Origin of the sequence: Mesorhizobium sp. AR10 (assembly GCF_024746795.1) — a bacterium.
GTDB lineage: Bacteria > Pseudomonadota > Alphaproteobacteria > Rhizobiales > Rhizobiaceae > Mesorhizobium.
This window is the reverse complement of record NZ_CP080524.1, coordinates 3007371-3034052: the sequence shown is the minus strand read 5'-3', so window position 1 is coordinate 3034052 and position 26682 is coordinate 3007371. Positions and strand designations below refer to the sequence as shown.

The window sequence follows — 26682 nt, the reverse complement described above, 5'->3', positions numbered from 1 at the left end:
TGGAAGGGCGAGTCCGGACCGCTCTAGTTGATCCCGAAACCCGTATCGACCGGCATCGAAATGCCGTTCACCGTGGCGGCGCGGTCGGAAAGCAGGAAGAGCACAACTTCGGCCACCTCCTCAGGCTCGATAAAACGCCCCAGAGGCATGCGCGCCAGAATCGGTCCGGCCTTCTTGGGATCGCTCCACGCCTTCCGCGCCATATCGGTCATCGTAATGGCCGGATTGACACAGTTGACTCGGATGCCGTGGCGGCCGAGTTCGTTGGCCATGACGCGGCTCATCGCGTCCAGCGCGCCCTTCGACGCGCAGTAGGCGGCGTGGTCGGCAAAGCCGGTGGTGGCCGACGCACTCGACACGTTGACGATGGCGCCGTCGAGGCCGCGCGCGATGCGGGAACGGGCATATTCCTGGGAGACGATGAGCGGCGCACGCGTGTTGACGGCGATCAGGTGGTCGAATGCCTCCACTGTCACGTCGATGAAGGCTTCGAGCGTCGTCGTACCCGCGCAGTTTACGAGATAGTCGACGGGCATTGCCGCTGTGGCTGCATCGCGCGTGGCGACCGGATCGGCGAGATCGACCGCGATGGAGCGGCTGCCGATCTCGGTTTCGAGCGCTCTCAGGTCGGCCTCGGAGCGGCTTAGCGCCACCACCTTGGCGCCGCGCGCCGCAAGCATCAGCGCGATCGCACGGCCGATGCCCTTGCCGGCGCCGGTGACCAGTACCGATTTTCCGGAAAACTCCTGCGAAGCCATGGCGTCAGTTCACCTCTCTGTTGCCGGCGCGTTTTTCCTGCAGATGACGACCGCAAGCAGGATAGCAAGGATCACAAGCGCGCGCCGCTTTGCCTGTCGAAGATGTGGACCCGGCGCGGATCGATCCTCAGCATCACTTCTTCACCGGGACGGACGGTGAGCCTGTCCTTGACGATGGCGTCGATGGCGTCCTCGCCAAGCTTGGCGAAAATCTGCGTCTCGGAGCCGGTTGGCTCCAGCACCGAAACCGTTGCCGGCAAGCCGTCTGGCGCAATGTCGATATGCTCGGGACGTATGCCGTAGATGGCCGGCTGCCCGTCCTGCGCCCTGCCCCCCTCGATCGGCAGCACGGACCCGGTGTCCGACACAAAGATCTGCCTGCCGTCCTTCGAATCGATCTTGCCCTTGATGAAGTTCATCGCCGGCGAGCCGATGAAGCCGGCGACGAAGACATTGCCGGGATTGTCGTAGAGATCGAGCGGTGCGCCGACCTGTTCCACCTTGCCGTCCCGCATCACCACGATCTTGTCGGCCATGGTCATCGCCTCGATCTGGTCATGGGTGACATAGACGATCGTCGTGCCGAGGCGCTGATGCAGTTCCTTGATCTCGACACGCATCGCAACACGCAGTTTGGCGTCGAGATTCGACAGCGGCTCATCGAACAGGAAGACCTGCGGGTCGCGCACGATGGCGCGCCCCATGGCCACGCGCTGGCGCTGCCCGCCCGACAGCTGTTTCGGAAACCGGTCGAGCAGCTTGCCCAGATCGAGGATTTCGGCCGCCTTCTTCACCTTGGCGTCGATCTCGGCCTTCGGCCTGCCCTTGATCTTGAGCGAGAAGCCCATGTTGTCGGCAACGTTCTTGTGCGGATAGAGCGCATAGTTCTGGAACACCATCGCTATGTCGCGGTCTTTCGGCAGGACATCGTTCACCACCCGGCCGCCGATGCTGATCTCACCGCCCGATATCGCTTCGAGACCGGCGATCATGCGCAGCAGGGTGGATTTGCCACACCCCGATGGGCCGACGAGGATGACGAACTCGCCATCGGCGATATCGACATTCACGCCGTGGATGACCTGGACGCTTCCATAACGCTTGACGATGTTCCTGACGGTAACTTGAGCCAACTGGCGTCCCCTCTATTGCGGCAAGGCAATCTGCATCTTCACTTCGCCTTTTGGGGCGGATGCGGCGATTTCAAACGCGCGAACGCTGTCTTCGAATTCGAACGTGCGCGTGATCAGCGGCTTCACGTCTATCGCCCCTGAAGACAGCATGGCAACGCAGCGCGGAAAGACGTGCGCGTAGCGGAACACATGCTCGACGCGCGCCTCGCGCACCATCGCCTTGCCGACATCATACTTGATGTCGTGCATCTGCACGCCGATGAACACCACGCGGCCGGCCGGACAGAGCGGATCGAAAATACCTTCCGCCGCGCGCGGGCTGCCGGAGCATTCGAACACGATCTCCACGCCCCAGCCATCGGTTGCGGCGAGAATCTCCCTGGCCAGATCCTGACGCGCGACATTGATGGGCGTGATGGGGCCGAGCTGCGCTGCGAGCTCGAGCTTGGTGTCGTCGACGTCCGATACGAAGACTCGGGCGCAGCCGGCCGCCACTGCCGACAGGGCCGTGACCAGGCCGATCGGCCCGGCACCCATCACCAGCGCGATATCGCCCGGCCTCACCTGCGCCTTGGTGGCGGCGTGGACGCCAACGGCCAGCGGCTCGACCATAGCCGCCTCGGCAAAGGAAACATTATCCGGAAGTCTGAACGTGAAGTTCTCCGGATGAACGACGGTCGGCCGCAGAATCCCATGGACAGGCGGCGTCGCCCAGAAACGAACCGCCGGATCGACATTGTACAGGCCCATGCGCGTCGCGCGACTGTTCGGGTCGGGAATGCCCGGCTCCATGCACACACGGTCGCCGACCTTCAGCGACGTCACCCCGGCTCCTGTCTCCACGACGGTGCCTGACGCCTCATGTCCGAGGATCATCGGCGCCTTGACCTGGAAAATCCCGGCGCCGCCATGCGTATAGTAGTGCACATCCGAGCCGCAGATGCCGACGGTATGCAATTTGATGCGCACGTCGCGGACGCCGAGCACCTCCTCACGCTCGATCGGGAAATCCCGCAGCGACAGTTTCATCTTCTCTTCGAGCACCAATGACTTCATGAGCCTGCGTCCTTTTCTCCTGATCAGCGTTGCGCTAGCCACGCCAAACGATCAGCACACCCAACACGATCGCCAGGACATGGCAGACCGACAATGGGATCGACTGTTCGAGGAATCTCATCCAGAACAGTTCGAGCGCGACAAACAAATAGATGCCGACAAAAACCCGGTCGAACCAGTTGGTCACGATCGGCAGGAAGCCGGTGCGTTGCGGACTTGCGACAATGGTGTTGGCTTCGTCGTCCACCTCGTCGAGATCGACCGTATCCATGGCGTTACTCCTTGACCGCGCCGAAGGTCAGACCGGCCACGATGTGCCGCTGGACAACCGAGAAGATCAGCAGGGCCGGGACAAGCGTGATGATGGCAATGGCCGCCATCGTACCCCATTCGGTTCCGGTCGTCGTCACATACTCCGACAGGCCGGTGGTGATGGTGCGCGCGTTGAAACTGGTGAGCGTCGCGGCCAGCAGGAACTCGTTCCAGGCGAAAACCCAAGTCAGGATCAGCGTCACGGCGAGGCCGGGCCGCGCCAGCGGAAAGATCACTTCACGGATCACCTGCCACGTCGTGGCGCCGTCGACGGTTGCGGCCTCGTCCAGCTCCTTGGGAATTCCGTCGATCGTCGGTCTGAGCGTCCAGATGGCGAAAGGCAGGTTGAAGGTGCAGTAAAGCAGGATCATGCCCGTGCGCGTGTCGTAGAGCTTCCATTCGCCGATGGTGAAGACCTGCGTGAAGAGCAGGAAGAAGGGCAGCAGGAACACGGCGGCCGGCGCCATGCGGTTGGTGATCGTCCAGAAGAAGATGTTTTCCTTCCCTGCCAGGTCGAAGCGCGACAGGGCGTAGCACGCCATGAACGCCAGAACGGTCACCAGCACCGCGTTGCCGGTCGAAATGACGATGGAGTTGAACATGTAGCGGCGCAGCGTATCGTCGCCCAGAACCTTCACGTAGTTCTTCCAGTAGACGGTTTCGAGCAGAACGCTTGGCGTGGTGAACAGTTCGACGGCCGGCTTTACCGAGATCACGAACAGCCAATAGATCGGAAACAGCGTCAGCAGGCTGAGAAGGGTCCACAGCAGAATGGAAAGAACCGGGCGGTTGGGGCGCATCAGGAAACTTTCTTCTGGCCGCGACGGGCGACAAGGGCGACGTAAAGCAGCCAGCACATCACCAGAGTGAGGTACAGGACGATGATCGAAGTGGCCGAGCCGTATCCGTAATCGGTCTTGGGAAACACGATCTTCCAGATGTGCAGGCCGAGATATCGTGTCGCGGCGCCAGGGCCGCCACCGGTCAGCATCCACACTTCGTCGACGGTGCGCAGCGCGTCCATCAGCCGAATGAAGACCGTCGCCAGGATTGCCGGGCGGATCATCGGCAAGGTGACGTGCCAGAAGATCTGCCACCGGTTGGCGCCGTCGATCTGGGCCTGCTCGAACGGCTCCTTGGGAAGCGAAACGAGTGCCGCAAGCAGCGTCAGCGTCACCAGCGGCGTCCAGTGCCAGATATCCATGATGACGGTCAGCGCAAAGGCCAGGTTCGCGTCACGACCGATATTGAGGTCGTAGCCGAACCAAGATTTCACCAGGTACGGGATGATGCCGATGCTGGGCGTCGTCATCAGGCGCCAGACCGATCCGACGACGATCGGCGCCACGATCAGGGGCAGCGTGTGGATCGTGCGGAAGAAACCCCTGCCGGGAAACTCGCGCATGAACAACTGCGCCAGAAGGTAGCCAAGGATGACTTCGCTGAAAACGGCAAAGAAGGCGAACTTCAGCGTGAACGCGATGGAGGTCAGGAACTCGTTGTCGAAGACGAGGCGGCGAAAATTGTCGGCGCCATTGTAGACCATATAGGGGTTCGCGCCGAACGGGTTCCATTGATGGAACGACACGTAAAGCACGTACAGAAATGGGACGATGCCGAAGATCCCCAGGATCGCAATCGTCGGGGCCAGCATCAGCCATCCCACTCTGTTTGATCGCATGAAACCACTCCCTGGCAGGCGCATTGGCCGCGACATTCCTACGAATTTCGCGAGGCGGCGAAACTCGGGCCGCCGCAAAAAAGTGGCGGCCCGAGTTCTTGTTCGCTCTGCTACTTGCGATAGCCGAGATTCTTCAGCTCAGCCTCGGCGGCGGCGGCCATCTGGTCGAGCCCATCGTCGGACGACACCTCACCCAACAGGATCTTGTAGAAGATCGGCGCCGTCGCTTCACGCACCTGCGCATGGAACGGATAGGGCGGCGCACCGGCAAACAGCTTTCCGTCGTTCTTGAGCATGGTGTAGTAGCCGTTGAGCTTCTTATCCATCTCGATGACTTTCGGATCGTCGTAGGTTGCCGTGTTGGTGATGCGCGGTGCCGCGACCGCCCAATCGCCCTGGACCGAATCCTGGCCGATATACTGCAGGAACAGCAGCGAGGCTTCCTTGTTCTTCGAGGTGATTGGAAGGCCGAAGGCGCCGCCATCATAGTAGCCGATATAGCCCTTGCCGGCTTCCGCATCCGCCATGACTCCCGGTGCCAGCGGTGGCAGCGCGACGCCGACATTGCCTACGACCTTCGATTTCTCTGCATCGGCAGCAATCCATGCTGCGTTCTCGCCGTAGACCAGGCCCTGTGCCGCGCGGCCCGCCGCGAAGGTGGTGCCAACTTCGGTCCAGGTGCTGGATGGGGATTCCGGCGGAGCGATGTCGCGCAAATGCAGCCAGTATTTGAGCGCCGCCTTTGCCTTGTCGCTGTTCATCGTGCCGCCATTGGCAACCGACGCCGAGTAGTTTTTCGAAGCGTCGATACCCCAGTTGTAGACACCGAAAGTGGGCGCGATCGACTCGAAGAACTCATACCATGAAGCGGGGTGCCCAGTATGGGCCTGTGCGGTGGTGCCCCACAGTTCCAGATTGTGGTCCTTGCCCCATTTGGTGAAGAATTCCGCAATCTGCGTATATTCCTCATGGGTCTTTGCCGGCACCAGATCTTTGCCGGTTTCCTTCTTGAACGCTTCCTTGATCGCCGGATCGTTGAAGAGGTCGGTCCGGTACAGGTAAAGCTTGATGAAGGCTTCCATCGGAATGCCGAAAAGATCGCCGTCGGCATTCTTGAAATAGTTGGCAAATGTCGTGAAGTGCGTTTCGTCGAATTCCGGCGCTTTCAGCGACGGGTCGTCCTTCAGGGATTTCGTGATGTCGACCAGGAAGTCCCTGGCGAGATAGGCATAGATGATGTCCTGCTCGATATAGACCATGTCATAGATGCCGGTCTTGGCTTCCATGTCCTTGATCGCCTTGTCGTACATCTGGTCCCAGGACGTGGTCTCAATCTCCACCTTGATGCCGGTCGCCTTCTCGAAGGCAGGCGCAAGAACGTCCTTTATGTAGTTCGAAGGCGGGGTGCTTTCGGTCACGCCGTGCAGCGTGACACCCTTGTATTTCGCCCCGGCGTCCGACCAGAAGTCGGCCTTGGCGGGCATCACGCTGGTCATCAAGCCTACTGCCAATGCAGCAAGGCCCATTCTGAGTTCATGTTTCATTTTTCACTCCTCCAACAAAACATTGACTGTCAGTCTTCCATTCTGCGATCGCCGTGTTCCTGCCCTTCAGGAACGGCACTCCTGGCCATCCGGACATAGCTGAAACCCGCTTCGGGCCGATGCCTGTCGAACCGTCCTACGGAAAAAGTGGCACCCGGAAAAAGAGCTCCCCGGGTGCCGGCCCTGGGAGGCAAATCCAGCGCTCGAATGCAGTGGCTCCGTCGCGCGTCCGCCAGGCCGATCATGGCGCCATTCGCCGATCCCTGTAGTGCGGGTGCCATCACGCAGCACTTGCCGCGGTGCGATCCCCTCAACACGACGGAACGGCGGAACGGCTGCGGTGCCAGCCAAACACATCCTCCCGAGCGGTGCTTGAGATGAAGGCTCTGCAACACGGATCCTCCGGCGTTCGCAAGTTTGCTCTGCCTTCGCAGGACCACGACTTCAGGTGTTTCTGCAGCCTCGCTCCCGTGGGCATTCCGATGAGCTTAGTGTGGGGCTCTACCCCCTGCCACGCGTGGTTTGCAGGCGATCTATACTTTTTCGCCGCCTGCGCGCGCGCCGCCAGACCAGGCGCGGATTTCCCTGAACGGATCGGCACGCGCCTCAGTCCCGATCTTGTGGGCATTGCGCCGATAGTCCGACGGCGTGCGCCCGCAGATCTTGAAGAACTGTCTGTTGAAATTGGCGATGTTGTTGAACCCGACTTCGAAGCAGATGTCGGTAATCGGCCGATAAGTCTGCGTCAACAGTGAGCAGGCTGCATATATGCGCGCAAGGATGACGTAACGGGCAAAGGTATGACCTGTCTGCCGCTTGAAGAAACGTGAGAATGCTTGCGGTTCCAGGCCGCAGAGCCTTGCAACGAACGGCAGGTCGATATCGTCGCTGTAATGATCCAGAACATAGCGCATTGCCACGTCGAGTTCCGGCGGCAATTCCGCCTGCGTGGAGGTGGGCGCCAGCCGCGAGAGCCTGCGGCGGTCTCCGGGATCGCGGGCCAGCGTGATCATCAATTGCAGAAAGAGCACCACACGCTCGGCACCATGGGCGGCGCCGATCTGTGCGAGCAGCCGTTGCCCTGCGAGAGCGGTGGCACCGCGAAACTCTACTCCGTAGACGGCGTCGTCGTAGAGCGGCCGGATGGTTCCGAGTTCGGGACAGAAGCCGGTGACACGATCAGCCCATTCACGGCTGAACTGGATCAGCATGTCGCGATTGCGAACCAGCTTCCCGGGTTCAATATCGCTGACCCAATTGTGCGGGACGTTCGGCCCGGTCAGGACCAGGCAGCCCGGTTCGAATTTGCCGATATGATCTCCCACCATCATGACGCCCGAAGTCGTTCGCGTCAGGTGCAACTCGTATTCCGGGTGATAGTGCCACTTGGCTTTGAAGAACGGATAGTCATGCATGCTCCAGCGGAACGATTCCGCCGGCGGACATATGATCATTTCGAAGTCCGGAACGATCTTCAGAGCGGGCTTCATTGAGTGGCTCCTTCCCGGTAACGCAGCGACCGCTTCGCTCCCTTTGATCCGCAGTCTCCCGTAAGCCTCCCGAAAAGGGCTCCTCCCCTCTGCGACAGGCCAACACCTCCTTCGTCCACTTGCCCTTGCCCGGACCTCTCGAAAACCGTCGTTTACCGACGGCGGCCAATCCATTTCAACGCTTGTGGGTCATTCAGCGCGCACAGGTCACCGAACAAAATACATTAAACGATGCCATCAGGCGAAAAAACGGCATAAGGCACCGCGCATCCAGGCGCTGGCTCGATGGATCCTCCTCCTCCGCGTCTGGTGCTTTGCCAGACTTATATGTTGTTTAATGAGACAAATTAAAGCTTTCCATTGAGCTGTCAATCATTTTTGTGCATATAGTGGAACCAGACGAGCTATTTCGCACTTCGCATGATCTTGACATGAAGCATGTTTGGATATTTTGTTGTGCTATGCAACATAGATTGCGTCTTGGAGGAGGTGCACATGCGCAGATTGGGCATTCATTCGTTCGTATGGACCGGAGGCGGCACTCAGGCCATGCTCGAAGAAGCTATGGAGAATTCGGCCGTTTGCGGCTACCAGCTAATCGAGTTTGCGTATCTTCGACCCGAGAAGTTCGACCTCGATCGCCTCGCCAGGAAGGCCGAGGCGCTGGGCCTCGAAATCGCCGTCACGATGGGCCTTCCGTTGAGCGCGGATGTGTCGAGCGAGGATGCTGCCATCGTCAAGGCCGGCGAGGACTTGCTCGCGGGCGCTGTCGCGGCCGTTCGCGATGTCGGCGGCACCAAACTTGGCGGCATTCTCTATTCCGCCCATACGAAATATTCGACCATGCCAAGCGATCGCGGCCGCAAGAACAGCATTGCTGCCATTGCCAGGACGGCTGACGCGGCAAAGAAGGCCGGCGTCGACCTAGTGCTGGAGGTCGTCAACAGGTTCGAGACGAACCTCCTGAACACGGCGGCCCAGGGCCTCGACTTCATCAAGGCGACGGGCTCCGATCACGTCACGCTCCATCTCGACACGTTTCACATGAACATCGAGGAAGCGAACCCGGCGGCAGCCATTCGCCTGGCCGGCGACAAGATCGGCTATTTTCACATCGGCGAAAGCAATCGCGGCTACCTCGGCGACGGGGTCATTGATTTCGATCGTATCTTCGATGCCTTGCTCGATATCGGCTACGAGCGCGACGTCACCTTTGAATCGTTCTCCAGCGCCGTGGTCGACGAGGGTCTCTCGCTGGCATGCGCCATCTGGCGCGATACCTGGACCGACAACATGCCGCTGGCAAAGCACGCCAAGGCCTTTATCGACCTGAAAATGGAAGAGGCGGCTCGCCGGCGAACGACCAACGCCCGTCCGTGATCGAGGACAGTCTGACTGTGCGGCACGGATGCATGTTCGACGAGATCGCGCCGGTTGCTGCACGCTTGCGCGGCGTGTACCAGAATGAAGGGCTTGCGGTCGCTTCGGCTGGTGGACCGCAGGTAGCCTGGAGAGACCTACGTGAATGACCCGGCGCTGAACGCCAGTTCGCATCGCAGAATTCGACAAAGCAATGAAGTGGCGGCTCTAAGGGCCCTTCATCAATTCGGACGCCTGAGTCGAGCCGAACTTGCGCGCAAATTGCGTCTTAACCGCTCTTCGTCGGGGCATATCATCGCCAGCCTGACGGCTGACGGTCTGGTACGCGAGGCCATTGAGGATCCGCCTGAACAACCGGGCTACGCCCGCGTCGGCCGCCCCGGCATCATGCTCGAACTCGTGCCGGATGCCATATTTTTCCTTGGGGTCGAGATCGGCGTCGAACATATCAGTACGGTCGAGATCGATCTCGGGACCAACATCGTTTCGACGAATGTGGAACCGTTTGATGGACCCTCGATCAGCGTGGAGGCCGCGGTCGATCGCGCGGTCAACCTGGCTCTGCAATCCATTCCGGCGTCAAAACTGGAGCGATGCGAAGGCTTTGGCGTATCCACTCCGGCACAGATGGACAAGCATGGCCTGGTCCGCCTGGCGCCGCTTCTCGGTTGGCGAAATGTTCATCTCGCGGAATTGGTGAGAGACGCCCTGCCGCTGCGCGTTCCGGTCCTTGCCGAGAACGATGCCAACGCATTCGCCATCGGCGCGACCTACGGGCGCAGCGAGGTGCATTCAGGCGTGACGCTCTTTCTCGTCATGGAGAGCGGCATCGGCGGCGGCATCATCATTGACGGCAGACTTTTTCGCGGTGCAAGCGGACTGGCGGGCGAGATCGGACACTTGATCGTCAGCGACGCGCCAGGCCAGCGCCGCAATCTGGAGCAACTGATCGGCCTTGAAGCCATCATGGGGGAATATCGCAAGAGCTCCATCCTCAGTCATCCGACATTCGGCAACTTCCTTGCCGATGTGCAGGACCGGCTGCCCAGCGCCGTCTCGATTGCCGAGCAATGGGCAAAGGCCTTGGCAATAGGCCTTGTGCAGGCTTGCCGGATCATCGATGCCGACCAGATCGTGCTGGGCGGTTCGGTCGCAGCACTCTATCCGCTAATGGCTGCCAGGGTGGCTGCACACATTCACACCACGCAGGAATCCAGTTTCCCGCTGCCATCAATCACAGTGAACGATGAAGGAACCGTCGGTTCCGCCTTCGGCGCGGCCTGCATGTTGCATCAGCGCTATTTGTCTCTGGAGAGCCAGCGTTTCGCCGATGACACGGCGGAATTCGAAGAGCCGGAGACAGACGAAGGCTGATCCAGTGTGCGAGATCCCTTTTGGCAGCGATTTCAGATCATACCCCATCGCTACATGGCCTCGATCGACTAATATGTTGCATAACGCCACAAACCCTCATAGTGTGCCTTCTGGAGGAGCAATCGCGCATCCCTGATCGTGGTCGTCTCAGGCTGTCGCAAGCTGCCGAACAGGATCAGCGCGCGGCCGCGGCGAGACCTGCGGCTGGCGCGTGTTCCCATCGAAAGTACCCAATAGCCGAGCCATACGATGCCCGCAGATGCGATTCCAAGTCAGACCAAGCTCGCAGCGGACGCACTGGGGCCGACCGTCGTCATCGGCGAGATCCTGGTGGAGATCATGGCGAAGAGCCGCGGCGACGGGTTTCTCGAGCCGATCGAGCTCATCGGCCCCTACCCCAGCGGCGCGCCGGCGATTTTCATCGATCAGTGTGCGAAGATCGGCGGCTCGGCAGCAATCGTTGCCTCGGTCGGCGATGATGATTTCGGCCGCATCAACATCGAACGGCTGCGGTCTGACGGCGCCGACATATCGGCCATTTCAATCAGCCCGGACTATCCGACCGGAAGCGCGTTTGTTCGCTATCGCGATGACGGCTCGCGCGACTTTGTCTTCAACATCGGAAGATCGGCTGCGGCTCAGGTGAGCCTGACGGCGGAGGCGGAGGCGCTCTTTGCGCGGGCTGGACACCTCCACGTCATGGGCAGCGCTTTTGCCATCCCGGGTGTCTGGGAGATGATGGATCATGCCATCGGCGTCATCAAGCGGCGCGGCGGATCCGTTTCGCTCGACCCGAATTTGCGCAAGGAATTGCTCGGGCTCGGGCAGACCCAGGAACGCTTCGCCAGGCTCGTCGATGTCGCCGACCTGATCCTGCCCTCCGGCGACGAATTGTTCATGGCAGCTGGCGTTGACGGTGAAGCTGCCGCGGTCGCCGCGCTCTTTGCCCGCGGTGTGACGGAGATAGCTCTCAAGCGCGGCGAACATGGATCGACATTCTTCGGCGCCGACGGCTCGCGTGTCGACTGTCCGGCCTTCAGGGTTACGGAAGTTGATCCGACAGGCGCAGGCGATTGCTTCGGCGGCGCCTATGTCGCTTGCCGCCGTCTCGGCCTGCCTGTGCTCAAGGCCCTGGAATATGCCAATGCCGCGGGCGCCCACAACGTCACTGTTCAAGGTCCGATGGAAGGTGCCGCCACGCGCCCGCAGCTTGACGAATTTATCGCCGTGACCCCGAGAAATACCCGATGACTGCTCTCCTCAGAAGCCTGGCGGCGGCGCGGCGCAACGGTTCGCCGATCGGCGTCACGTCGGTCTGCTCAGCCCATCCACTGGTCATCCGGGCGGCAGCGCGCAACGCCGCGCGCTTCTCCGGCACGCTGGTGATCGAAGCAACCTGCAACCAGGTCAACCAGTTCGGTGGCTACACCGGAATGCTGCCCGGCGATTTTGTTCGTCTCGTCCTGCACATATCGGCAGAAGAAAAGCTTCCGACGGAACGGATCATCTTCGGTGGCGACCACCTTGGGCCAAATCCCTGGCGCAAGGAACATGCCGACGCAGCGATGGCGAAGGCGGAAGAGATGGTCACGGCGTATGTGTCCGCCGGCTTCCGCAAGATCCATCTCGATGCTTCGATGGGATGCGCCGGCGAGCCTGCCGCGCTCGACGACGCCACAACGGCGCAGCGTGCAGCGCGGCTGGCCATGGCGGCGGAGCGCGCGGCGCGCGACGCGGGAGGTGAGGCGCCGGTCTACATCATCGGCACCGAAGTGCCGACGCCCGGCGGCGCCAATCATGCGATCAGCGACATCGAACCGACCAGCGTAGCGGCGGCGACGCAGACCATCGATGTTCATCGCGATCTGTTCCTGAAGCAAGGCTTGGCCGATGCACTCTCACGCGTCATCGCACTGGTGGTCCAGCCCGGCGTGGAGTTCGGTAATGAGAATGTCGTCTTCTACGATTCCGCCAGGGCACGCGGGCTGACGCAACTGCTCGAGCAGCAACCTGGCCTGGTCTACGAGGCGCATTCAACCGACTACCAGGGACGAACCCACTTGCGCCAATTGGTCGAGGACGGCTTTCCGATCCTGAAAGTAGGGCCGGAATTAACCTTCGTTTTGCGCGAGGCGCTTTACGGGCTCGACCTTATCGCGACCGACCTTTTGCCGAACTATGGAGTCCGTCCGCTCTATCAGGCCATGGAGCGGTTGATGCTGGCAAAACCAGGCAATTGGCGGGGCCACTATCACGGCTCGGAAGCCGACCAACGCCTGCAGCGCCATTACTCGTTCTCGGACCGCATCCGCTATTACTGGAACCAGCCGGAGGCGGAAGCAGCGGTTGCGAGCCTGACCACGGCCCTGCACGGCAAGACCGTGCCGCTCACCCTGTTCCGCCAGTATCTGCCTTCATTCGCGGCGTTCGCAGGCAAACCGCTGGACCCGGTTTCGTTGCTGATCGCCGCGGTCCAGCGAAGCCTGGACGAGTACCGCTTTGCCTGCACGAGCGAGGCACTCAACACCGAAAACAATCCGACGGATGGAGGACGAAGATGAGCGAACAACTCTCTGGAAAGGTCATTGCAATCACCGGTGCGGCATCGGGTATCGGCCTTGCCTGTGTCCGTGGTTGTCTTGATGCGGGCGCGCGGGTGGTCCTGATCGACTATGCGGATGACAAACTGCGCAGCCTGGCTGCTGATCTCGGTGAGAATGCAATTCCCTTGAGGGTGGATCTCACCAATCCGGAAAGCGTGGCAGGCATGATGCCCGCCATTCTGGACAAGGCCGGCCACCTCGACGCCTTTCACGCCAATGCCGGCTCCTATATCGGCGGCGATTTCATCGACGGCGATCCGGACGCCTTTGACCGGATGCTGAACCTGAACGTCAATGCCGTATTCCGAACGGTTCATGCGGTCTTGCCGCACATGATCGAGCGAGGCACGGGAGACATTATCGTCACCAGTTCCGTTGCCGGCCACACCGCAATACCGTGGGAGCCGATCTACACCGCTTCCAAGCACGCCGTTCAGGCGTTCGTCCACGCGCTGAGGCGGCAGGTCGCGAAACACGGCATCCGCGTCGGCGCGATCGCCCCCGGGCCGGTGTTGACGCCCCTCGTCGCCGATTGGCCGAAGGAGAACCTCGACCGGGCGATGGCGGCTGGAAATCTGTTCGAACCGAAGGAAATCGCCGAAGTCCTGCTGTTCATGCTGACGCGACCGCGGACGGTGACAATCCGCGACGTCGTCATTCTGCCGGCCAACTTCGACATCTGACACGCCGGCATCGAAAATCGGGAGGTAGACCATGTACCAGACGCGTTTCAGGGTGGACAACGAGGTTGCAGTGGTGACCGGCGGAGGCAGAGGCATTGGCCTCGCATGCGCCGAAGCGTTGGGCGAGTCAGGAGCGCGCGTGGTCATCATCGAGCCCGACGAGCAGATCGGCAATGCTGGCAAGGATGCATTGACCGCGAAAGGCTACGCGGCCGAATTGATGCTCGGCGACGTCACTTCGTCGGCACGCATGACCGAGATCGCCGACACGCTCGCGGCTCGGGGCACGCCGGCCTCGATCCTCATCAACAATGCGGGTGTCGGCAAAAACGGCATTGCCTCGGAAGATGTCGACGATGAACTCTGGCTGTGGATGATGAACGTCAACGTCAACGGTGTCTTCTGGTGCTCACGCGCTTTCGGCCGGCACATGATTGCCGCCCGCCGCGGCTCGATCGTCAACCTGGGTTCAATGTCGGGCACGATCTGCAACCGGCCGCAGCCGCAGACGCCCTACAATGTCTCCAAGGCGGCCGTGCATCATATGACCCGCTCGATCGCCGCCGAATGGGCGCCTCATGGCGTGCGGGTCAACGCAGTGGCGCCGACCTATATCGAAACGCCGATGGTCCTGGCGATTCCGGAAAACGCTCCACGAATAGAAGCCTGGTTGCGGGATACGCCGATGGGCCGCATGGGCCAGGCCGACGAAGTGGCCAGCGCTGTCCTGTTCCTCGCTTCCGACGCGTCCAGCCTGATGACGGGGGCCATCGTGCCGGTCGATGGCGGGTTCACTTGCTGGTAACGGCTCAGAGTCGGTTTGGAAAATCACGGATGGGCGTTTCTGCGTAGCATGATGCCGCCCATGGCGACGAGGATCATGGCCTGCGAGACATCGATGCGCTGCTCGTAATCGCGCACGAGGCGTCGCCACCGGATCATCCATCCGAACGTCCGTTCGACGACCCAGCGACGCGGTAGAACCTTGAAGCCTTTCTGGTCGTCGGAGCGGCGGATGATCTCGACGATGAAGTCGAGATAGCAGGCCTTATCCATCAGCTTGAGCCGGTCATAGGCCCCGTCGGCGAAGAGATGCTTGACCCACGGCCAGCGTTTGCGGATGCCGTCGAGTATCGCCTGCGCACCCGCGCTGTCGGAGATGTCAGCGGTGGTCAGGTTGACCATCAGGAGCCGTCCGTCCGTATCGACCGCAATATGGCGCTTGCGCCCGACGATCTTCTTACCCGCGTCGTAGCCTCGTGCTTTTGCATGGGGTGCCTTGATCGACTGACTATCAATCACACCAGCGCTGGGTGAAGGTTCGCGACCCTGCCGCTCGCGGTCGAGCATCAGTTCCACGTCGTGGATCGTCTGAAACAGGAAGCGCCGTGCCAACTCGCGGAACCAGCTATAGACCGTCTGCCACGGCCCAAAATGAATAGGCAACATCCGCCACCCACAGCCTGAGCGCACCAGATAGCGCACCGCGTTGATTACCTCCCGAAAATCCACCTCGCGGGGACGCCCACGCCGACCAGGAACCGGCATCAGTGGCGCGATCCGCTCCCATTCCTCATCTGTCAGATCACACGGATAACGCTTCGTCTTACGCGCGATCTTGGCAACACGGCCACGGCTCTGTTCGGTCCACATCCACGCTCTGAATCAGACTTCATGCGCAAACGAAACCCCTCAAATCCGATTTTCCAAACAGCCTCTCAGGCATTTCGGTCAGGGTCGCCGGCGGCATGGAAGCGTCTCTTCTCAAAAATGCGGGCTTGCGCTGACGGTAGGACGTGCGGCTAGTATGAGCGGTCAGATCACTGGATTTCGAAAGGTTGGCCATTGAAGCGATGCGCATGGCGAGTCGCCGGAATCCTCGCACTACCGTTGGGCATGGGCAGCCGCGGTCTCGCTTTGATCATTTTCAAGCAGAGCAGATAGCACGCAGGGCCGTAATGGTCCGACGCGGATTGCAAAGCACGTTGGTTTCAGGATCAAGCAACCACCGATACTGACATTCGCTGGTCGTATCTGCTCCGATTCCCCTTCACCCATCCTTCATGTCGCTTGTCACGCTCCAGGAACAGGTGCGCCGGGTTCGATGAGCCTCTCTCGCTTGAGATCGGTCCACAGAGCCGGCGGAATATCCTCGCGCAGATAGGCCAGGTTCTGCTTCAGTTCCTCGTCCGACCGGGCGCCTGGAATGACGCTCGACACGATGGGATGTCCCAGCGGAAACTGAAGCGCAGCCGCCGGCAGCGATACGTGATAGCGGGCGCAGACCGCCTCGATGCGCCGAACACGCTCGAGCACCGGTTCCGGCGCCGGCCTGGTGTTGAAGGTCGCGCCCTTGACGGCGCCAGTTGCCAGGATGCCCGAATTGTAGGGCCCGCCGATGATGATCCTGGTGCCGCGCTGCGCGCACAGCGGCAGCAAGGTCGCCAGCGGCTCCTGCTCGAGCAGCGTGTAGCGACCGGCGAGCAGGAAATAGTCGAACTCACCCGCCACGACGAAGTCGGACAGCATCTGCCATTGGTTGATGCCGACACCGACTGCCTTGATGACGCCTTGCGAGCGCAATTCGTCGAGCGCCGGATAGGCGCCGTCCATCGCTTCGCGGAAGCGGCTTCTGGCATAGGGATCTTCGCCCGGTCCGAAATGAATGGCCTCATCGGGATCGTGGATCGAGACCATGTCGACATAGTCGGTGTCGAGCCGCTTGAGGGTTCCCTCGAGCGAGCGCATCACGGCATCGTGCGAATAGTCGAAATCGGCGCGAAACGAACCGGGCTGTTCCCAGAGCGCCGGCTTGAGCTCATCGGGCGCAATCGGGACCAGATCGTAGCCGATCTTCGATGAGATCACGATGTCGGCGCGCGGCAGCGACTTGATCGCCAGCCCAAGCCGGGTTTCGCTCACGCCAAAGCCATAGACCGGCGCGGTGTCGAAATAGCGGATGCCGTTGTCATAGGCCGCGTGAACCGTCTTGACCGCAGCGTCCGTGTCGACGGCACGGTACATGTTGCCCAGCCCGGTGCCTCCGAGCCCGATCGTCGTCACCTTCAGGCCGTCCTTCGCGACAGCCCTGAATTCGATTTCAGTCATTGTCGTTCCCTGTGCTTCGTGTCTGAAAATTCGTTGGCGTCGACGACGCCCGCTGATGCTTTCCACTGCGTTCCGTGCCTCCGGCCGAGTGAGTTTCTTACACCGGCGGCCGGCCACGCCCGGCGATCAGATCCGCCGCCTTTTCGGCGATCATGATCACTGCTGCGTTGGTGTTCGAGGAAACGATGCGGGGCATCACCGAACTGTCGCAGACGCGCAGACCTTGCAGGCCGCGCACGCGAAGTTCGGGATCGACGACGCTGTCCGCATCGCCGCCCATCCGGCAGGTGCCGACCGGATGGTAAGCGCTTCGCCCATGTTCGCGGGCGAAAGCCTCGAGTGCCGCGCGTCCCATCGTTACCGCACCCGGAAGGTGCTCGCGTCTGACGTATTTTGCGAAGGCCGGCTGCGACAGGATTTCGCGGCTGATCTCGATGCCTTCGACGGCGCGCTCCAGGTCGTAGCGCTCGGCGAAGGGGTTCGGGTCGATGACAGGCGCGTCGCGCAGGTCGGCCGATCTGAGAGTAACGCTGCCGCGAGAACGAGGCCGCACATGGTAGGAATTCAGTGTGCAACCATTGCCGCCCGGGACAGAGCCGATGCCTTCCTCGACGCCGGCGCCGGGCAGGAAATGAAACTGGATGTCGGGGGTTTTCTCGGCGCGGTCGCCCCACCAGAAGGCGCCGGCTTCGACGATGTTCGACGCCACCGGTCCCTTGCCGAACAGTGCATATTCGAGACCGGCAACGGCCTGCCAGCGCTTCTTCTTGTAGCGATCGATGCTGTGCGGTCCGTTGAGTTCGGCGACGACGTCGACATCCATATGATCGTGCAAATTCTGGCCGACGCCGGGCAGGTCGTGGCTGACCTCGATGCCGTGCGTGCGCAGATGCTCGGCCGGGCCGATGCCCGACAGCATCAAAAGCTTGGGCGAGCCGATGGCGCCGGCCGTGACAATCACCTCATATTCGGCGCGCAGCAACTCAGGGCGACCATTGGCAAGGATCTCGACGCCGATGGCGCGACCGTTTTCGATGACGATCCGGCTGACGGTGGCGCCGGTTCGCAGCGTCAGGTTTTTGCGGCCCATCGCGGGCTTGAGATAAGCGGTCGCCGTACTGCTGCGCCGGCCGTTGCGCGTCGTCGTCTGGTAGAACCCCGCCCCTTCCTGCTGGCCGGCGTTGAAGTCGGCGCGGAACGGAAGACCGGCCTGCTGCGCCGCCTTGACGAAGATTCGGGTCAGCGGATGCGGTGCGCCGCTGGAAACGCCAAGCGGGCCATCGGTGCCGTGCTGCGGGCCGGCGAAGGTGTCGTTACCTTCGGAGCGCCGGAAATACGGCAGCACGTCGGCATAGCTCCAGCCGGTGCAGCCTTCATCCGCCCATCCGTCATAGTCCTGCGGGCAGCCGCGGGTGAACACCTGGGCATTGATCGAGGAGCCGCCGCCAAGCACGCGTGCCTGCGGATAGACCATGGTGCGGCCGTCGATCGCCTTGCCGGGGGCGGTGTCATAGCCCCAGATCAGCGGCCCGGACGTCATCTTGAAGAAGCCGACCGGCATGTGGATGTAGCGATCGGTGTCGGGCGGTCCGGCCTCGAGCAGGACCACGGACAGGCCCGGATTCTCGCTCAGCCTGGCAGCGAGAATGCAGCCGGCCGAGCCGCCGCCGACGATGATGTAGTCCGGCATTCTCCCTCCCATGCGTGGCCGAAAGTTATTGTCCGGCTCTCTTCGTCGCGACGATCTCAAGTCGCTTGTGTCGCGTCAAGAGAAAGGGTATGGTTATCGTGTTGAAGGGTTGTCGTACAAGTAGAGGAGCTTGACAACCCTTATATCGAAGGCCCGGCCGCGCTCCCCGCGCATGCCGCCGGGAGGGAAACAGATTTCAATCGGGAGGTTCGATAATGAAGGACAGGAAGAACTTGACGCTTTCCGGCACAGTCAGCCGCCGGACTCTGCTGATGGGCGCCACGGCCGGAGTGGCAACGCTCGCCATGCCGAGGGTGTTGCGCGCACAGGACAAGCCGACGCTGGTGACATCGATCCGCTCGCTGTCCAACCCTTACCATGCGGTGTGGAAGACCGGCGCCGAGGCCTATGCCAAGTGGGCCGGGCTCGAACACGTCACGCTGGTTTCGGAAGGCAACAGCGAGAAGGGCATTGCCGACATCAAGGCGATGCTCGCCAAGACCGGCGGCAACATGGTGCTCAATTCCGATCCCAACGATACTCCGGACGCGCGCCCGATCGTCGAGGCCTGCGCCAAGGCCGGCGCCTATGTGGTGACCCAGTGGAACAAGCCGCCGGATCTGCACCCGAAGGACTTCAATCCGAACTACGTTTCCCATATCGAGTTCGACGGCATCTCGAGCGGCAAGACCATCGCCGAAATCCTGTTCAAGACGATCGGTGGCAAGGGCGGCATCGTCGCACTTGGCGGCCTGATCTCGACGACAGCGGCCATCGAGCGCAAGAAAGGCCTCGACGAAGCGCTCGCCGCCAATCCCGACATCAAGCTGCTCGACTTCCAGGTCGCCAACTGGAAATCGACCGAAGCCTTCGACTTGATGGGCAATCTGCTCACCCGCTTCGGCGACGATATCAGGGGCATCTGGGCCGCCAATGACGACATGGGCTCCGGCGCGCTCGAAGCGTTGCGCGCCGAGAACCTTGCCGGCAAGGTGCCGATCGTCGGCGTCGACGGCATCAAGACGGCGGTCGATGCGGTGCGCACAGGTGAGTTCGCCTGCACCGTGACCTCGGATCCGTTCTGGCAGGGCGGCATGGGACTGGCCATTGGCTACAACGCCAAGATCGGCAAGTTCGACCCAGTCAAGGAGCCGCCCGAGCACCGCGAATTCTACGGCAAGGCGGTGCTGATTTCGCACGACAATGTCGAGGAATATTACAAGACCAACGTCGATGCGAAGCCGGAGATCGACTGGAACGACCTGTGGGGTCGGGTGACCGGAGCCATCCGTACCTGACCGCCCGAGCGGGCCCGCTAACTCCCTGGCGGCCCGCTCCCTTTTGCAGGCGTCGTGTATCCGTATCGGCGACTGTCATGACGCAGACGGGAAGCGCTTTCTTGACAATCAATACAGAACCCCTGAAGTCCGTTTCGGACATCGAGCGGACGACGCTTATGACACTGATCCCCGGCCGCATCGCCGGCCTGTTCGGCGGCAGGCGCTGGCGCAGCCTGGCGCCGCTGGCGGTGCTGATTGTGCTGTGCGTGCTGATCGCCATTGCCAATCCCAATTTCATCGAATTGCGCAACCTCGTGCGCGTCGCCAATTCGGCGGCTGTGCCGCTGACGCTGGCGATGGGCCTGACCTTCATCATCCTGATGGGCAGCATCGACCTGTCGGTCGAGGGCACGCTGTCTGTAGCAGCGATGGTGGTGGTGCTGCTCGCTGCCAACGACGGCAACGGCAATAACTATGGCTGGTGGGCGGTGCTGGCCGCCGTGGCCGCCGGAACGGCCATGGGCCTTGTCAGCGGTCTGGTGCAGACCATGCTGAGGATCCCGTCCTTCATGGCCACGCTCGGCATGTGGTTCATCGGTCTCGGCCTGTCGGTGTTCATGCTCGGCGGCTCGGCGATCAAGCTGAACGACGCCTCGATCCGTGATCTGGCGCTGACCCGCTTCCTCGGCCTGCCGCTGGCGGTCTGGGTCGCCACCGGGGCGTTCCTGCTCGCCGCAATCATCCAGTATCACACCAAGCTCGGCCGCCACATCCTGGCGATTGGCGGCGATGAGGACGTCGCCAAGCTCTCCGGCGTCAACGTGGTGCGCGTGCGTATCACCGCCTTCGCGCTCGCCGGTTTCTTCTTCGGCATGGCCGGCGTGCTTGCCGCTGCCCAACTGGGCCAGTCGCATGCGGTCATCGGCGACGGAAGGCTGTTTGCCGCGGTCACCGCCGTCGTCGTCGGCGGCACGGCGCTGACCGGCGGCGAAGGCGGCGTCGTCAACACGCTGATCGGCGTGCTGATCGTCACCGTGCTCGCCAACGGCATGATCCTGCTCGGCATCTCGCCCTACATCCAGCAGACGGTGCAAGGCCTGATGATCATCGCCGCGGTGGCGCTGTCGCTCGACCGCGTCCGCCTCAGAATAGTGAAGTGAGTGCCATGCTGAGCGCGTCCGGCATCACCAAGACATTTCCCGGCGTCCATGCCTTGCGCGACGTCAGCATCGAGGTCAGGCCGAACGAAGTGGTCGGGCTGATCGGCGAGAACGGCGCCGGCAAGTCGACGCTGATGCGGGTGCTGGCCGGGAGCTACCGGCCGGACGGCGGCAGCCTGACCCTCGACGGCGAGCAGCTTCGCATGCGCAATCCGCGCGATGCGGCGAGGCATGGCATCGGCATGGTATTCCAGGAGCAATCGCTGGTGCTCAACCTGACGGTCGCCGAAAACATCTATCTTGGCCAGGAAGACCGCTTCACCCGCTTCGGCATCGTCAACTGGCGCGCCTTGAATGCCGCAGCGCGCCGCCAGCTCGGCAAGATCGGCATCGACATCGACGTCACCGCGCGCACCTCCGAGCTCACCTTCGCTGCCCGCCAGATGGTCGAGCTGGCCAAGGCGCTGACGCTGGAGGAAATGGTCGAGCGGCCGTTGCTGATCCTGCTTGACGAGCCGACCTCGGTGCTCAACGCAGCCGACATCGAGGTGCTGTTCGCGCGCGTCCGCTCGCTCAAATCCCGCGCCAGCTTCGTCTTTGTCTCGCACCGTCTCGACGAGGTGCTTGATATCTCCGACCGCGTCTACACGATGAAGGATGGCGCGGTGGTCGCCGAACACCGCACGGCCGAGGTCACCGCGCCGGAACTGCACGAGATCATGGTCGGCCGCGGGCTGCAGGCCGAGTACTATCGCGAGGCCCGCCAGCATGCGCCGCGCGCGGAGACAATGGTCGAAACCAGAGGGCTCGGCGTCGCCGGCGCCTATCATGGCGTCGACTTCAGGATCAGGGCCGGCGAGATCGTCGGCATAGCCGGTGTCGTCGGCTCCGGTCGCGAGGAAGTCACGCGCACGGTCGGCGGCTTCCTTCAGCATGATGCCGGCGAAATGAAAATTGGTGGCGACGCGGTGCATTTCGGCTCACCGGAACCGGCAGTGCGCAAGGGCATCGGCTATGTGCCGCGCGAGCGTCGGCTCGAAGGGTTGGTGATGTTCTTGTCTATCGCCGAAAACATCTCGCTCGCCGACCTGTCGAGTGTCATGCGCCATGGCGCGATCGATTACGGCAAGGAACGCCGGCTCGCCGCCGATTGGATCAAGCGGCTGCGCATAAAGGCGCCAGGGCCCGATGCGGCCTGCCGCAAGCTCAGCGGCGGCAACCAGCAGAAGGTGGTGCTGGCGCGCTGGATGACGGCGGGCTCGCGCATCCTTGTGCTCGACCATCCGACGCGCGGCCTCGATGTCGGCGCCAAGGAGGAGGTCTACGAGCTGATCCGCGATCTTTCCGAACAAGGCGTGGCGATCCTGCTGATCTCCGACACGCTGGAGGAAACGATTGGCCTGTCGCACCAGGTACTGGTGATGCGCGACGGCGAGATCACCGCGCGCTTCGACGCCAGTCCCGGCAACAAGCCGGACCAGGTCGACCTGTTGCGGGCGATGGTATGAGGTTGGCCGATGAATGAGATTTTTTCGTTGCAAAAGTTCCTCGACAGCAAGTGGACGCATGGCGCCGTTCCGCTGGTGCTGCTCGTTGCGCTGCTGCTGATCATCGAGATCGCATCGCCCGGCTTTCTCACCGGCGAAACCGTTGCTCTGCTGTTCGCCAACACCGCCGTGCTGTTCATCCTGGCCACCGGCGTCACCTTCGCCATCCTGCTCGGCGGCATCGACCTGTCGATCCAGGCAGTCGCCTCGCTGGCAAGCGTGATCCTGGCGCAGTTGCTGCCCTCGCTCGGCCTCGCCGCCTTTCCGGTGGCGATCCTGTCCGGTCTCGCTTTCGGCATGTTGAGCGGCATCGTCCACGTCAAGCTGCGCGTCCCGTCCTTCGTGGCGACGCTTGCCACCGGCGGCGTGGTGACCGGCATCGCGCTGTGGGTCTCCGACGGCCGCGCCATCACCATCGAGGAAGGCGGCCGCGAAAACACCGCCTGGATCAACGCCACCATCGCTGGCCTGCCGGTGGTGGTGCTGATTTCAGCGGTGATCGGCATCGCCGGCTTTCTCGCTCTGCGCTACACGCGCTTCGGCCGCCAGGCCATCGCCGTCGGCGCCGGCGAACGCGCCGCCTGGGCGGCGGGCATCAATGTCGACCGAACCAAGATCATCGCCTTCGCCGCGTCCGGCATGCTGGCAGCCGTCGCCGGCGTTGTGCTGGCAGCTAGACTGTCGAGCGGCTCGCCGGTTCTCGCCAATCAATTGCTGCTGCCGGCCATTGCCGCCGTCATCGTCGGCGGCACCGCCATCACCGGCGGCCTGGGCGGCGTTGCCCGCACGGCGGTCGGTGCGCTGATCATCTCGATCGTGCGCATCGGCATGACCTTCGTCGGCGTCAACATTTTCCTGGAAAACATGGTGTTCGGCGCGGTCCTCATCGCCGCCGTCGCCATCACCATCGACCGCAGCAAGATAGCGGTCATCAAGTGACAGAGCTCCCCGCACCGCCTCCCAAGCAAGCGCGGTACAGGAGGGGGCCGCATCGGTGCCAAGCCGATGCGGTCCGACCTGAAGTCTCTACATCGTGTCGAGGCCGATCAGCTCGATCTTGTAGCCATCGGGGTCTTCGACGAAGGCGATGTGGGTGGTGCCGTGCTGCATCGGCCCGGGCTTGCGCGGGATCTTGGCGCCGCGCTTTTCGAGCTCGGCGCAGACGGCGTAGATGTCGTTGACGCCAAGCGCCAGATGGCCGAAGCCGGTGCCGATTTCGTAGGGTTCCTCGCGGCCCCAGTTCAGCGTCAGCTCGACGACGGCCTCCTTGTCCTCCGGACCGTAGCCGACAAAGGCGTTGGTGAACTTGCCGCCCGGATAGTCGTCCCGGCGCAGCAAGGTCATGCCGAGAACTTCGGTGTAGAAGGCAATCGACCTGTCGAGGTCGAGAACCCTGATCATGGTGTGCATATAGCGAAAGCCTGGGGCGTCGCTCATTGGGAAAGTCCTCCGAGTCAGGTGATTTGCTGGTCTGACCATCCACATCAAACGGTTGGCGGGAACATGGCGTCGCTTGATGTTCTAAATCAGGGTTGTATGATAACACGACAAGAACGGTGGTTGTCCAGTCGTTTTGCGAAAGGTTCCAGAGTCAGGTCATGAATGTCGTGCCACCCACCTCCGCATCGCTGATCGCATCCCTTGCCGGCGTGTTGCCGAGTGGCGGGTTGCTGACGGCCGAGGTTGATCTGGCGCGCTACAGCCGCGACTGGTCGGGCGACCATTTCGGCCGTCCGCTGGCGGTGGCCCGCCCGGCCTCGGTCGAGGAAATGTCGGCGCTGATGCGGCTCTGCCATGCCGAGCGCATTCCGGTGGTGCCGCAAGGCGGCCTGACCGGCCTCGTTGGTGCGGCTGTGGCGGCGGACAGCGGCGAGGTGGTGATCTCACTGGAGCGCCTGAACGCAATCCGATCCGTCAATCCAATCGATTTTGCCATGGTGGTTGAGGCTGGCTGCATCCTCGAAGACGCCAAGCGCGCTGCCGAGGCACAGGACTGTCTGTTGCCGATCACCTTCGGGGCGCAGGGAAGCTGCCGCATCGGCGGCAATGTCGCCACCAATGCCGGCGGCTTCAACGTGCTGCGCTACGGCATGACGCGCGACCTGGTGCTTGGCCTGGAAGTGGTGCTGGCCGACGGCCGGGTGTGGAATGGACTGAAGGTGCTTCGCAAGGACAATCGCGGCTACGATCTCAAGCAGGTCTTCATCGGCAGCGAAGGCACGCTCGGCATCGTCACCGCCGCGGCGCTGAAGCTTTATCCCAAGCCGACGCAGGTCGAAACCGCGCTGGTCGGACTGCGCTCGGTCGAGGACGCCATGGCGCTCTATGCGCGGGCGCGGCGCGACTGCAGCGACCTTTTGACCGCCTTCGAATTGATCCTGCGTCGTGGCATCGAGATCACCATGCGCGAAGCCGCGGATTTTCCCGATCCATTGACCAGGCCCTACCCGGCCTATGTGCTGATCGAAGTTTCCGCCGGCGGTTTGATCGACCTGTCCGCCATGCTGCTGGATTTTCTCGGCGGCGTCACCGATCTCGTCGAGGACGGCGTGGTGGCATCGACCAGGGCCCAGGGCGATCGGCTGTGGCGCTACCGCGAGATCATGGTCGAGCGCCAGGGCCGCGGCGGCCGCTATCTGCGCACCGACGTTTCGGTGCCGATCTCGAAACTCGCCGATTTCGTCACTGACGCACTGGCCGTGCTGGAGAAAGCGCGTCCGGACGCGCTCGCCGTCACCTACGGCCATGTCGGCGACGGCAACATCCATCTCAACGTCGTGCCGCCGGAAGGTATGGAACCGGACGCCGTCGAGCAGCTGTTCGAAGAGGCCGAAGCGCATATCTTTGCCGTCGTCGACCGCTATGGCGGCTCGATCAGCGCCGAACACGGCATCGGCCGGGTCAAGCAGAAGGCGTTCCTCGAACGCATCGACCCGGTGGCGCTCGACCTGGCGGCGGGCATCAAGGAAGCCTTCGATCCGCGCCACATCCTGAGCGACGGACGCATTCTGGCGTCCAAATCCGCCGTCGACTATAGGTGAGCCATGACGCTGAAGCTCGATAAGGTCAATCGCGGACCACACCTCTCCACACTGGTCGCCAGTTCCATCTCGCGCGAGATCGCGCAAGGACGCCTGAAGCCCGGCGATCAGCTGCCGACCGAGCAGGCGCTGGCCACCACTTTTGGGGTCAGCCGCAACGTCGTGCGCGAGGCGATCGCGCGGCTGCGCTCGGAAGGCCGCATCTGGTCGCAGCAGGGGCGCGGCGCCTTTGTCGTCGAAGCCAGCAACGCGACCGTGCTCACCATCGACTACGAGGCGCTACAGCGTGCCGATTCTTTCCGCAGCCTGTTCGAACTGCGCGGCATCCTCGAGGTGCAGGCCGCAGCCCTTGCCGCCAAACGCCATACCGAAGCCGACATCGCCGCGATGGGTGAGGCGCTCGCCGGCATGCGTGCAGCCCCCTATGGCAGCGTCGCCTGGCTGCGCAGCGATCTCGAATTCCATCGCACCGTCGCCGAGGCGACGCGCAACAGCTACATGGGCCAGTTTCTGGTCTTCGTTTCCGAGCGTGTGCGCGAAAGCATCCTCGCTGCCGGCAACCAGCAGAAATCCGACGACATGGCCCGCATCACGCTGGGCGAGCACGAACGCATCTTCGCCGCCATCCGAAACCGCGATGGGGAGGCCGCGCAAGCGGCGATGCGCGACCACCTGGCGGGCGCCGCGCTGCGCGTCGGGCTGCATGATGGTGAAGCGGCTGCGGAGTCAGCATCTCCGGTGCAGGAAGTGCCATCTCCGGTCCGGCATTCGAGATTGCGAAAGGCGATCCGCGGGCAGGCTGGGGGATAGAATTTCGCCTCACCTTGTCTGACGGCGACAGG

The 26682-nt window shown here is 62.3% G+C and carries 24 protein-coding genes; 12 read left to right on the top strand and 12 right to left on the bottom strand.

Going from position 1 to position 26682, the window contains the following annotated elements; all coding sequences use genetic code 11:
- Positions 1 to 23: 23 nt before the first annotated feature.
- The 8 genes from LHFGNBLO_RS18200 to LHFGNBLO_RS18165 form a co-directional block, all read right to left on the bottom strand.
- On the bottom strand, positions 24 to 758 hold the full coding sequence (locus LHFGNBLO_RS18200; RefSeq protein ID WP_258609549.1) for an SDR family oxidoreductase: 735 nt from the start codon (positions 756 to 758) through the stop codon (positions 24 to 26).
- Between the two features lie 71 nt (positions 759 to 829).
- Positions 830 to 1891: an ABC transporter ATP-binding protein gene (locus LHFGNBLO_RS18195; protein WP_258609547.1), complete on the bottom strand. Its 1062-nt coding sequence runs from the start codon at positions 1889 to 1891 to the stop codon at positions 830 to 832.
- 12 nt (positions 1892 to 1903) lie between these two features.
- Positions 1904 to 2947 (bottom strand): NAD(P)-dependent alcohol dehydrogenase, encoded by a 1044-nt coding sequence (locus LHFGNBLO_RS18190; RefSeq protein WP_258609546.1) that lies wholly within the window; start codon positions 2945 to 2947, stop codon positions 1904 to 1906.
- A 34-nt stretch (positions 2948 to 2981) separates the two neighbouring features.
- Positions 2982 to 3218 carry a DUF2160 family membrane protein gene (locus LHFGNBLO_RS18185; RefSeq protein ID WP_258609545.1) on the bottom strand — a complete coding sequence of 79 codons (237 nt, stop codon included), beginning with the start codon at positions 3216 to 3218 and terminating at the stop codon, positions 2982 to 2984.
- 4 nt (positions 3219 to 3222) lie between these two features.
- Entirely contained in the window at positions 3223 to 4059 is an 837-nt protein-coding gene (locus LHFGNBLO_RS18180; protein WP_258609544.1) for a carbohydrate ABC transporter permease, read from the bottom strand.
- A complete protein-coding gene (locus tag LHFGNBLO_RS18175; RefSeq protein WP_258609543.1) occupies positions 4059 to 4940 on the bottom strand; it encodes a carbohydrate ABC transporter permease in 882 nt (293 codons plus the stop codon). The genes LHFGNBLO_RS18180 and LHFGNBLO_RS18175 overlap by 1 nt, the downstream gene beginning before the upstream one ends.
- A gap of 110 nt (positions 4941 to 5050) precedes the next feature.
- The gene (locus tag LHFGNBLO_RS18170) at positions 5051 to 6466 is read right to left on the bottom strand and encodes an extracellular solute-binding protein (protein ID WP_258609797.1); all 1416 of its coding nucleotides are present in this window, start codon (positions 6464 to 6466) and stop codon (positions 5051 to 5053) included.
- Between the two features lie 551 nt (positions 6467 to 7017).
- A complete protein-coding gene (locus LHFGNBLO_RS18165) occupies positions 7018 to 7974 on the bottom strand; it encodes an AraC family transcriptional regulator (protein WP_258609542.1) in 957 nt (318 codons plus the stop codon).
- Positions 7975 to 8469: 495 nt separating this feature from the next.
- On the opposite strand from LHFGNBLO_RS18165, the gene LHFGNBLO_RS18160 reads away from it, so the two are divergent.
- From LHFGNBLO_RS18160 to LHFGNBLO_RS18135, 6 genes are all read left to right on the top strand, one after another.
- Positions 8470 to 9354, top strand: coding sequence for a sugar phosphate isomerase/epimerase family protein (locus LHFGNBLO_RS18160; RefSeq protein ID WP_258609541.1), 885 nt, complete (start codon positions 8470 to 8472; stop codon positions 9352 to 9354).
- Between the two features lie 141 nt (positions 9355 to 9495).
- Positions 9496 to 10728 (top strand): ROK family transcriptional regulator, encoded by a 1233-nt coding sequence (locus LHFGNBLO_RS18155; RefSeq protein WP_258609539.1) that lies wholly within the window; start codon positions 9496 to 9498, stop codon positions 10726 to 10728.
- A gap of 249 nt (positions 10729 to 10977) precedes the next feature.
- Positions 10978 to 11979: a sugar kinase gene (locus tag LHFGNBLO_RS18150; RefSeq protein WP_258609537.1), complete on the top strand. Its 1002-nt coding sequence runs from the start codon at positions 10978 to 10980 to the stop codon at positions 11977 to 11979.
- On the top strand, positions 11976 to 13289 hold the full coding sequence (locus tag LHFGNBLO_RS18145) for a D-tagatose-bisphosphate aldolase, class II, non-catalytic subunit (RefSeq protein WP_258609535.1): 1314 nt from the start codon (positions 11976 to 11978) through the stop codon (positions 13287 to 13289). Before LHFGNBLO_RS18150 ends, LHFGNBLO_RS18145 begins: the two co-directional genes overlap by 4 nt.
- Positions 13286 to 14014: an SDR family oxidoreductase gene (locus LHFGNBLO_RS18140; protein WP_258609533.1), complete on the top strand. Its 729-nt coding sequence runs from the start codon at positions 13286 to 13288 to the stop codon at positions 14012 to 14014. Before LHFGNBLO_RS18145 ends, LHFGNBLO_RS18140 begins: the two co-directional genes overlap by 4 nt.
- 31 nt (positions 14015 to 14045) lie before the next feature.
- Positions 14046 to 14819 carry an SDR family NAD(P)-dependent oxidoreductase gene (locus LHFGNBLO_RS18135; RefSeq protein ID WP_258609531.1) on the top strand — a complete coding sequence of 258 codons (774 nt, stop codon included), beginning with the start codon at positions 14046 to 14048 and terminating at the stop codon, positions 14817 to 14819.
- Between the two features lie 23 nt (positions 14820 to 14842).
- Here LHFGNBLO_RS18135 and LHFGNBLO_RS18130 read toward each other — a convergent pair whose 3' ends face one another.
- The 3 genes from LHFGNBLO_RS18130 to LHFGNBLO_RS18120 form a co-directional block, all read right to left on the bottom strand.
- Positions 14843 to 15667, bottom strand: a complete 825-nt coding sequence (locus tag LHFGNBLO_RS18130; protein WP_258599892.1) for an IS5 family transposase — start codon at positions 15665 to 15667, stop codon at positions 14843 to 14845.
- A gap of 420 nt (positions 15668 to 16087) precedes the next feature.
- Positions 16088 to 17122, bottom strand: coding sequence for an aldo/keto reductase (locus tag LHFGNBLO_RS18125; RefSeq protein ID WP_258609529.1), 1035 nt, complete (start codon positions 17120 to 17122; stop codon positions 16088 to 16090).
- A 97-nt stretch (positions 17123 to 17219) separates the two neighbouring features.
- Positions 17220 to 18812, bottom strand: a complete 1593-nt coding sequence (locus LHFGNBLO_RS18120) for a GMC family oxidoreductase (protein WP_258609527.1) — start codon at positions 18810 to 18812, stop codon at positions 17220 to 17222.
- A 215-nt stretch (positions 18813 to 19027) separates the two neighbouring features.
- Here LHFGNBLO_RS18120 and LHFGNBLO_RS18115 point away from each other — a divergent pair, with 215 nt between their 5' ends.
- The 4 genes from LHFGNBLO_RS18115 (at position 19028) to LHFGNBLO_RS18100 (ending at position 23738) form a co-directional block, all read left to right on the top strand.
- Positions 19028 to 20110 carry a sugar ABC transporter substrate-binding protein gene (locus LHFGNBLO_RS18115; protein ID WP_258609525.1) on the top strand — a complete coding sequence of 361 codons (1083 nt, stop codon included), beginning with the start codon at positions 19028 to 19030 and terminating at the stop codon, positions 20108 to 20110.
- Positions 20111 to 20211: 101 nt separating this feature from the next.
- Positions 20212 to 21252: an ABC transporter permease gene (locus LHFGNBLO_RS18110; protein ID WP_258609523.1), complete on the top strand. Its 1041-nt coding sequence runs from the start codon at positions 20212 to 20214 to the stop codon at positions 21250 to 21252.
- Positions 21253 to 21257: 5 nt separating this feature from the next.
- Positions 21258 to 22760: a sugar ABC transporter ATP-binding protein gene (locus LHFGNBLO_RS18105; RefSeq protein ID WP_258609520.1), complete on the top strand. Its 1503-nt coding sequence runs from the start codon at positions 21258 to 21260 to the stop codon at positions 22758 to 22760.
- Between the two features lie 9 nt (positions 22761 to 22769).
- Positions 22770 to 23738: an ABC transporter permease gene (locus LHFGNBLO_RS18100; RefSeq protein ID WP_258609518.1), complete on the top strand. Its 969-nt coding sequence runs from the start codon at positions 22770 to 22772 to the stop codon at positions 23736 to 23738.
- A gap of 87 nt (positions 23739 to 23825) precedes the next feature.
- On the opposite strand, the gene gloA is transcribed toward LHFGNBLO_RS18100, so the two are convergent.
- Positions 23826 to 24236, bottom strand: coding sequence for a lactoylglutathione lyase (gene gloA, locus LHFGNBLO_RS18095; RefSeq protein WP_258609516.1), 411 nt, complete (start codon positions 24234 to 24236; stop codon positions 23826 to 23828).
- 161 nt (positions 24237 to 24397) lie between these two features.
- On the opposite strand from gloA, the gene LHFGNBLO_RS18090 reads away from it, so the two are divergent.
- Positions 24398 to 25840, top strand: a complete 1443-nt coding sequence (locus LHFGNBLO_RS18090) for an FAD-binding oxidoreductase (protein ID WP_258609514.1) — start codon at positions 24398 to 24400, stop codon at positions 25838 to 25840.
- A 3-nt stretch (positions 25841 to 25843) separates the two neighbouring features.
- Positions 25844 to 26650 (top strand): FadR/GntR family transcriptional regulator, encoded by an 807-nt coding sequence (locus LHFGNBLO_RS18085; RefSeq protein ID WP_258609512.1) that lies wholly within the window; start codon positions 25844 to 25846, stop codon positions 26648 to 26650.
- Positions 26651 to 26682 lie beyond the last annotated feature (32 nt).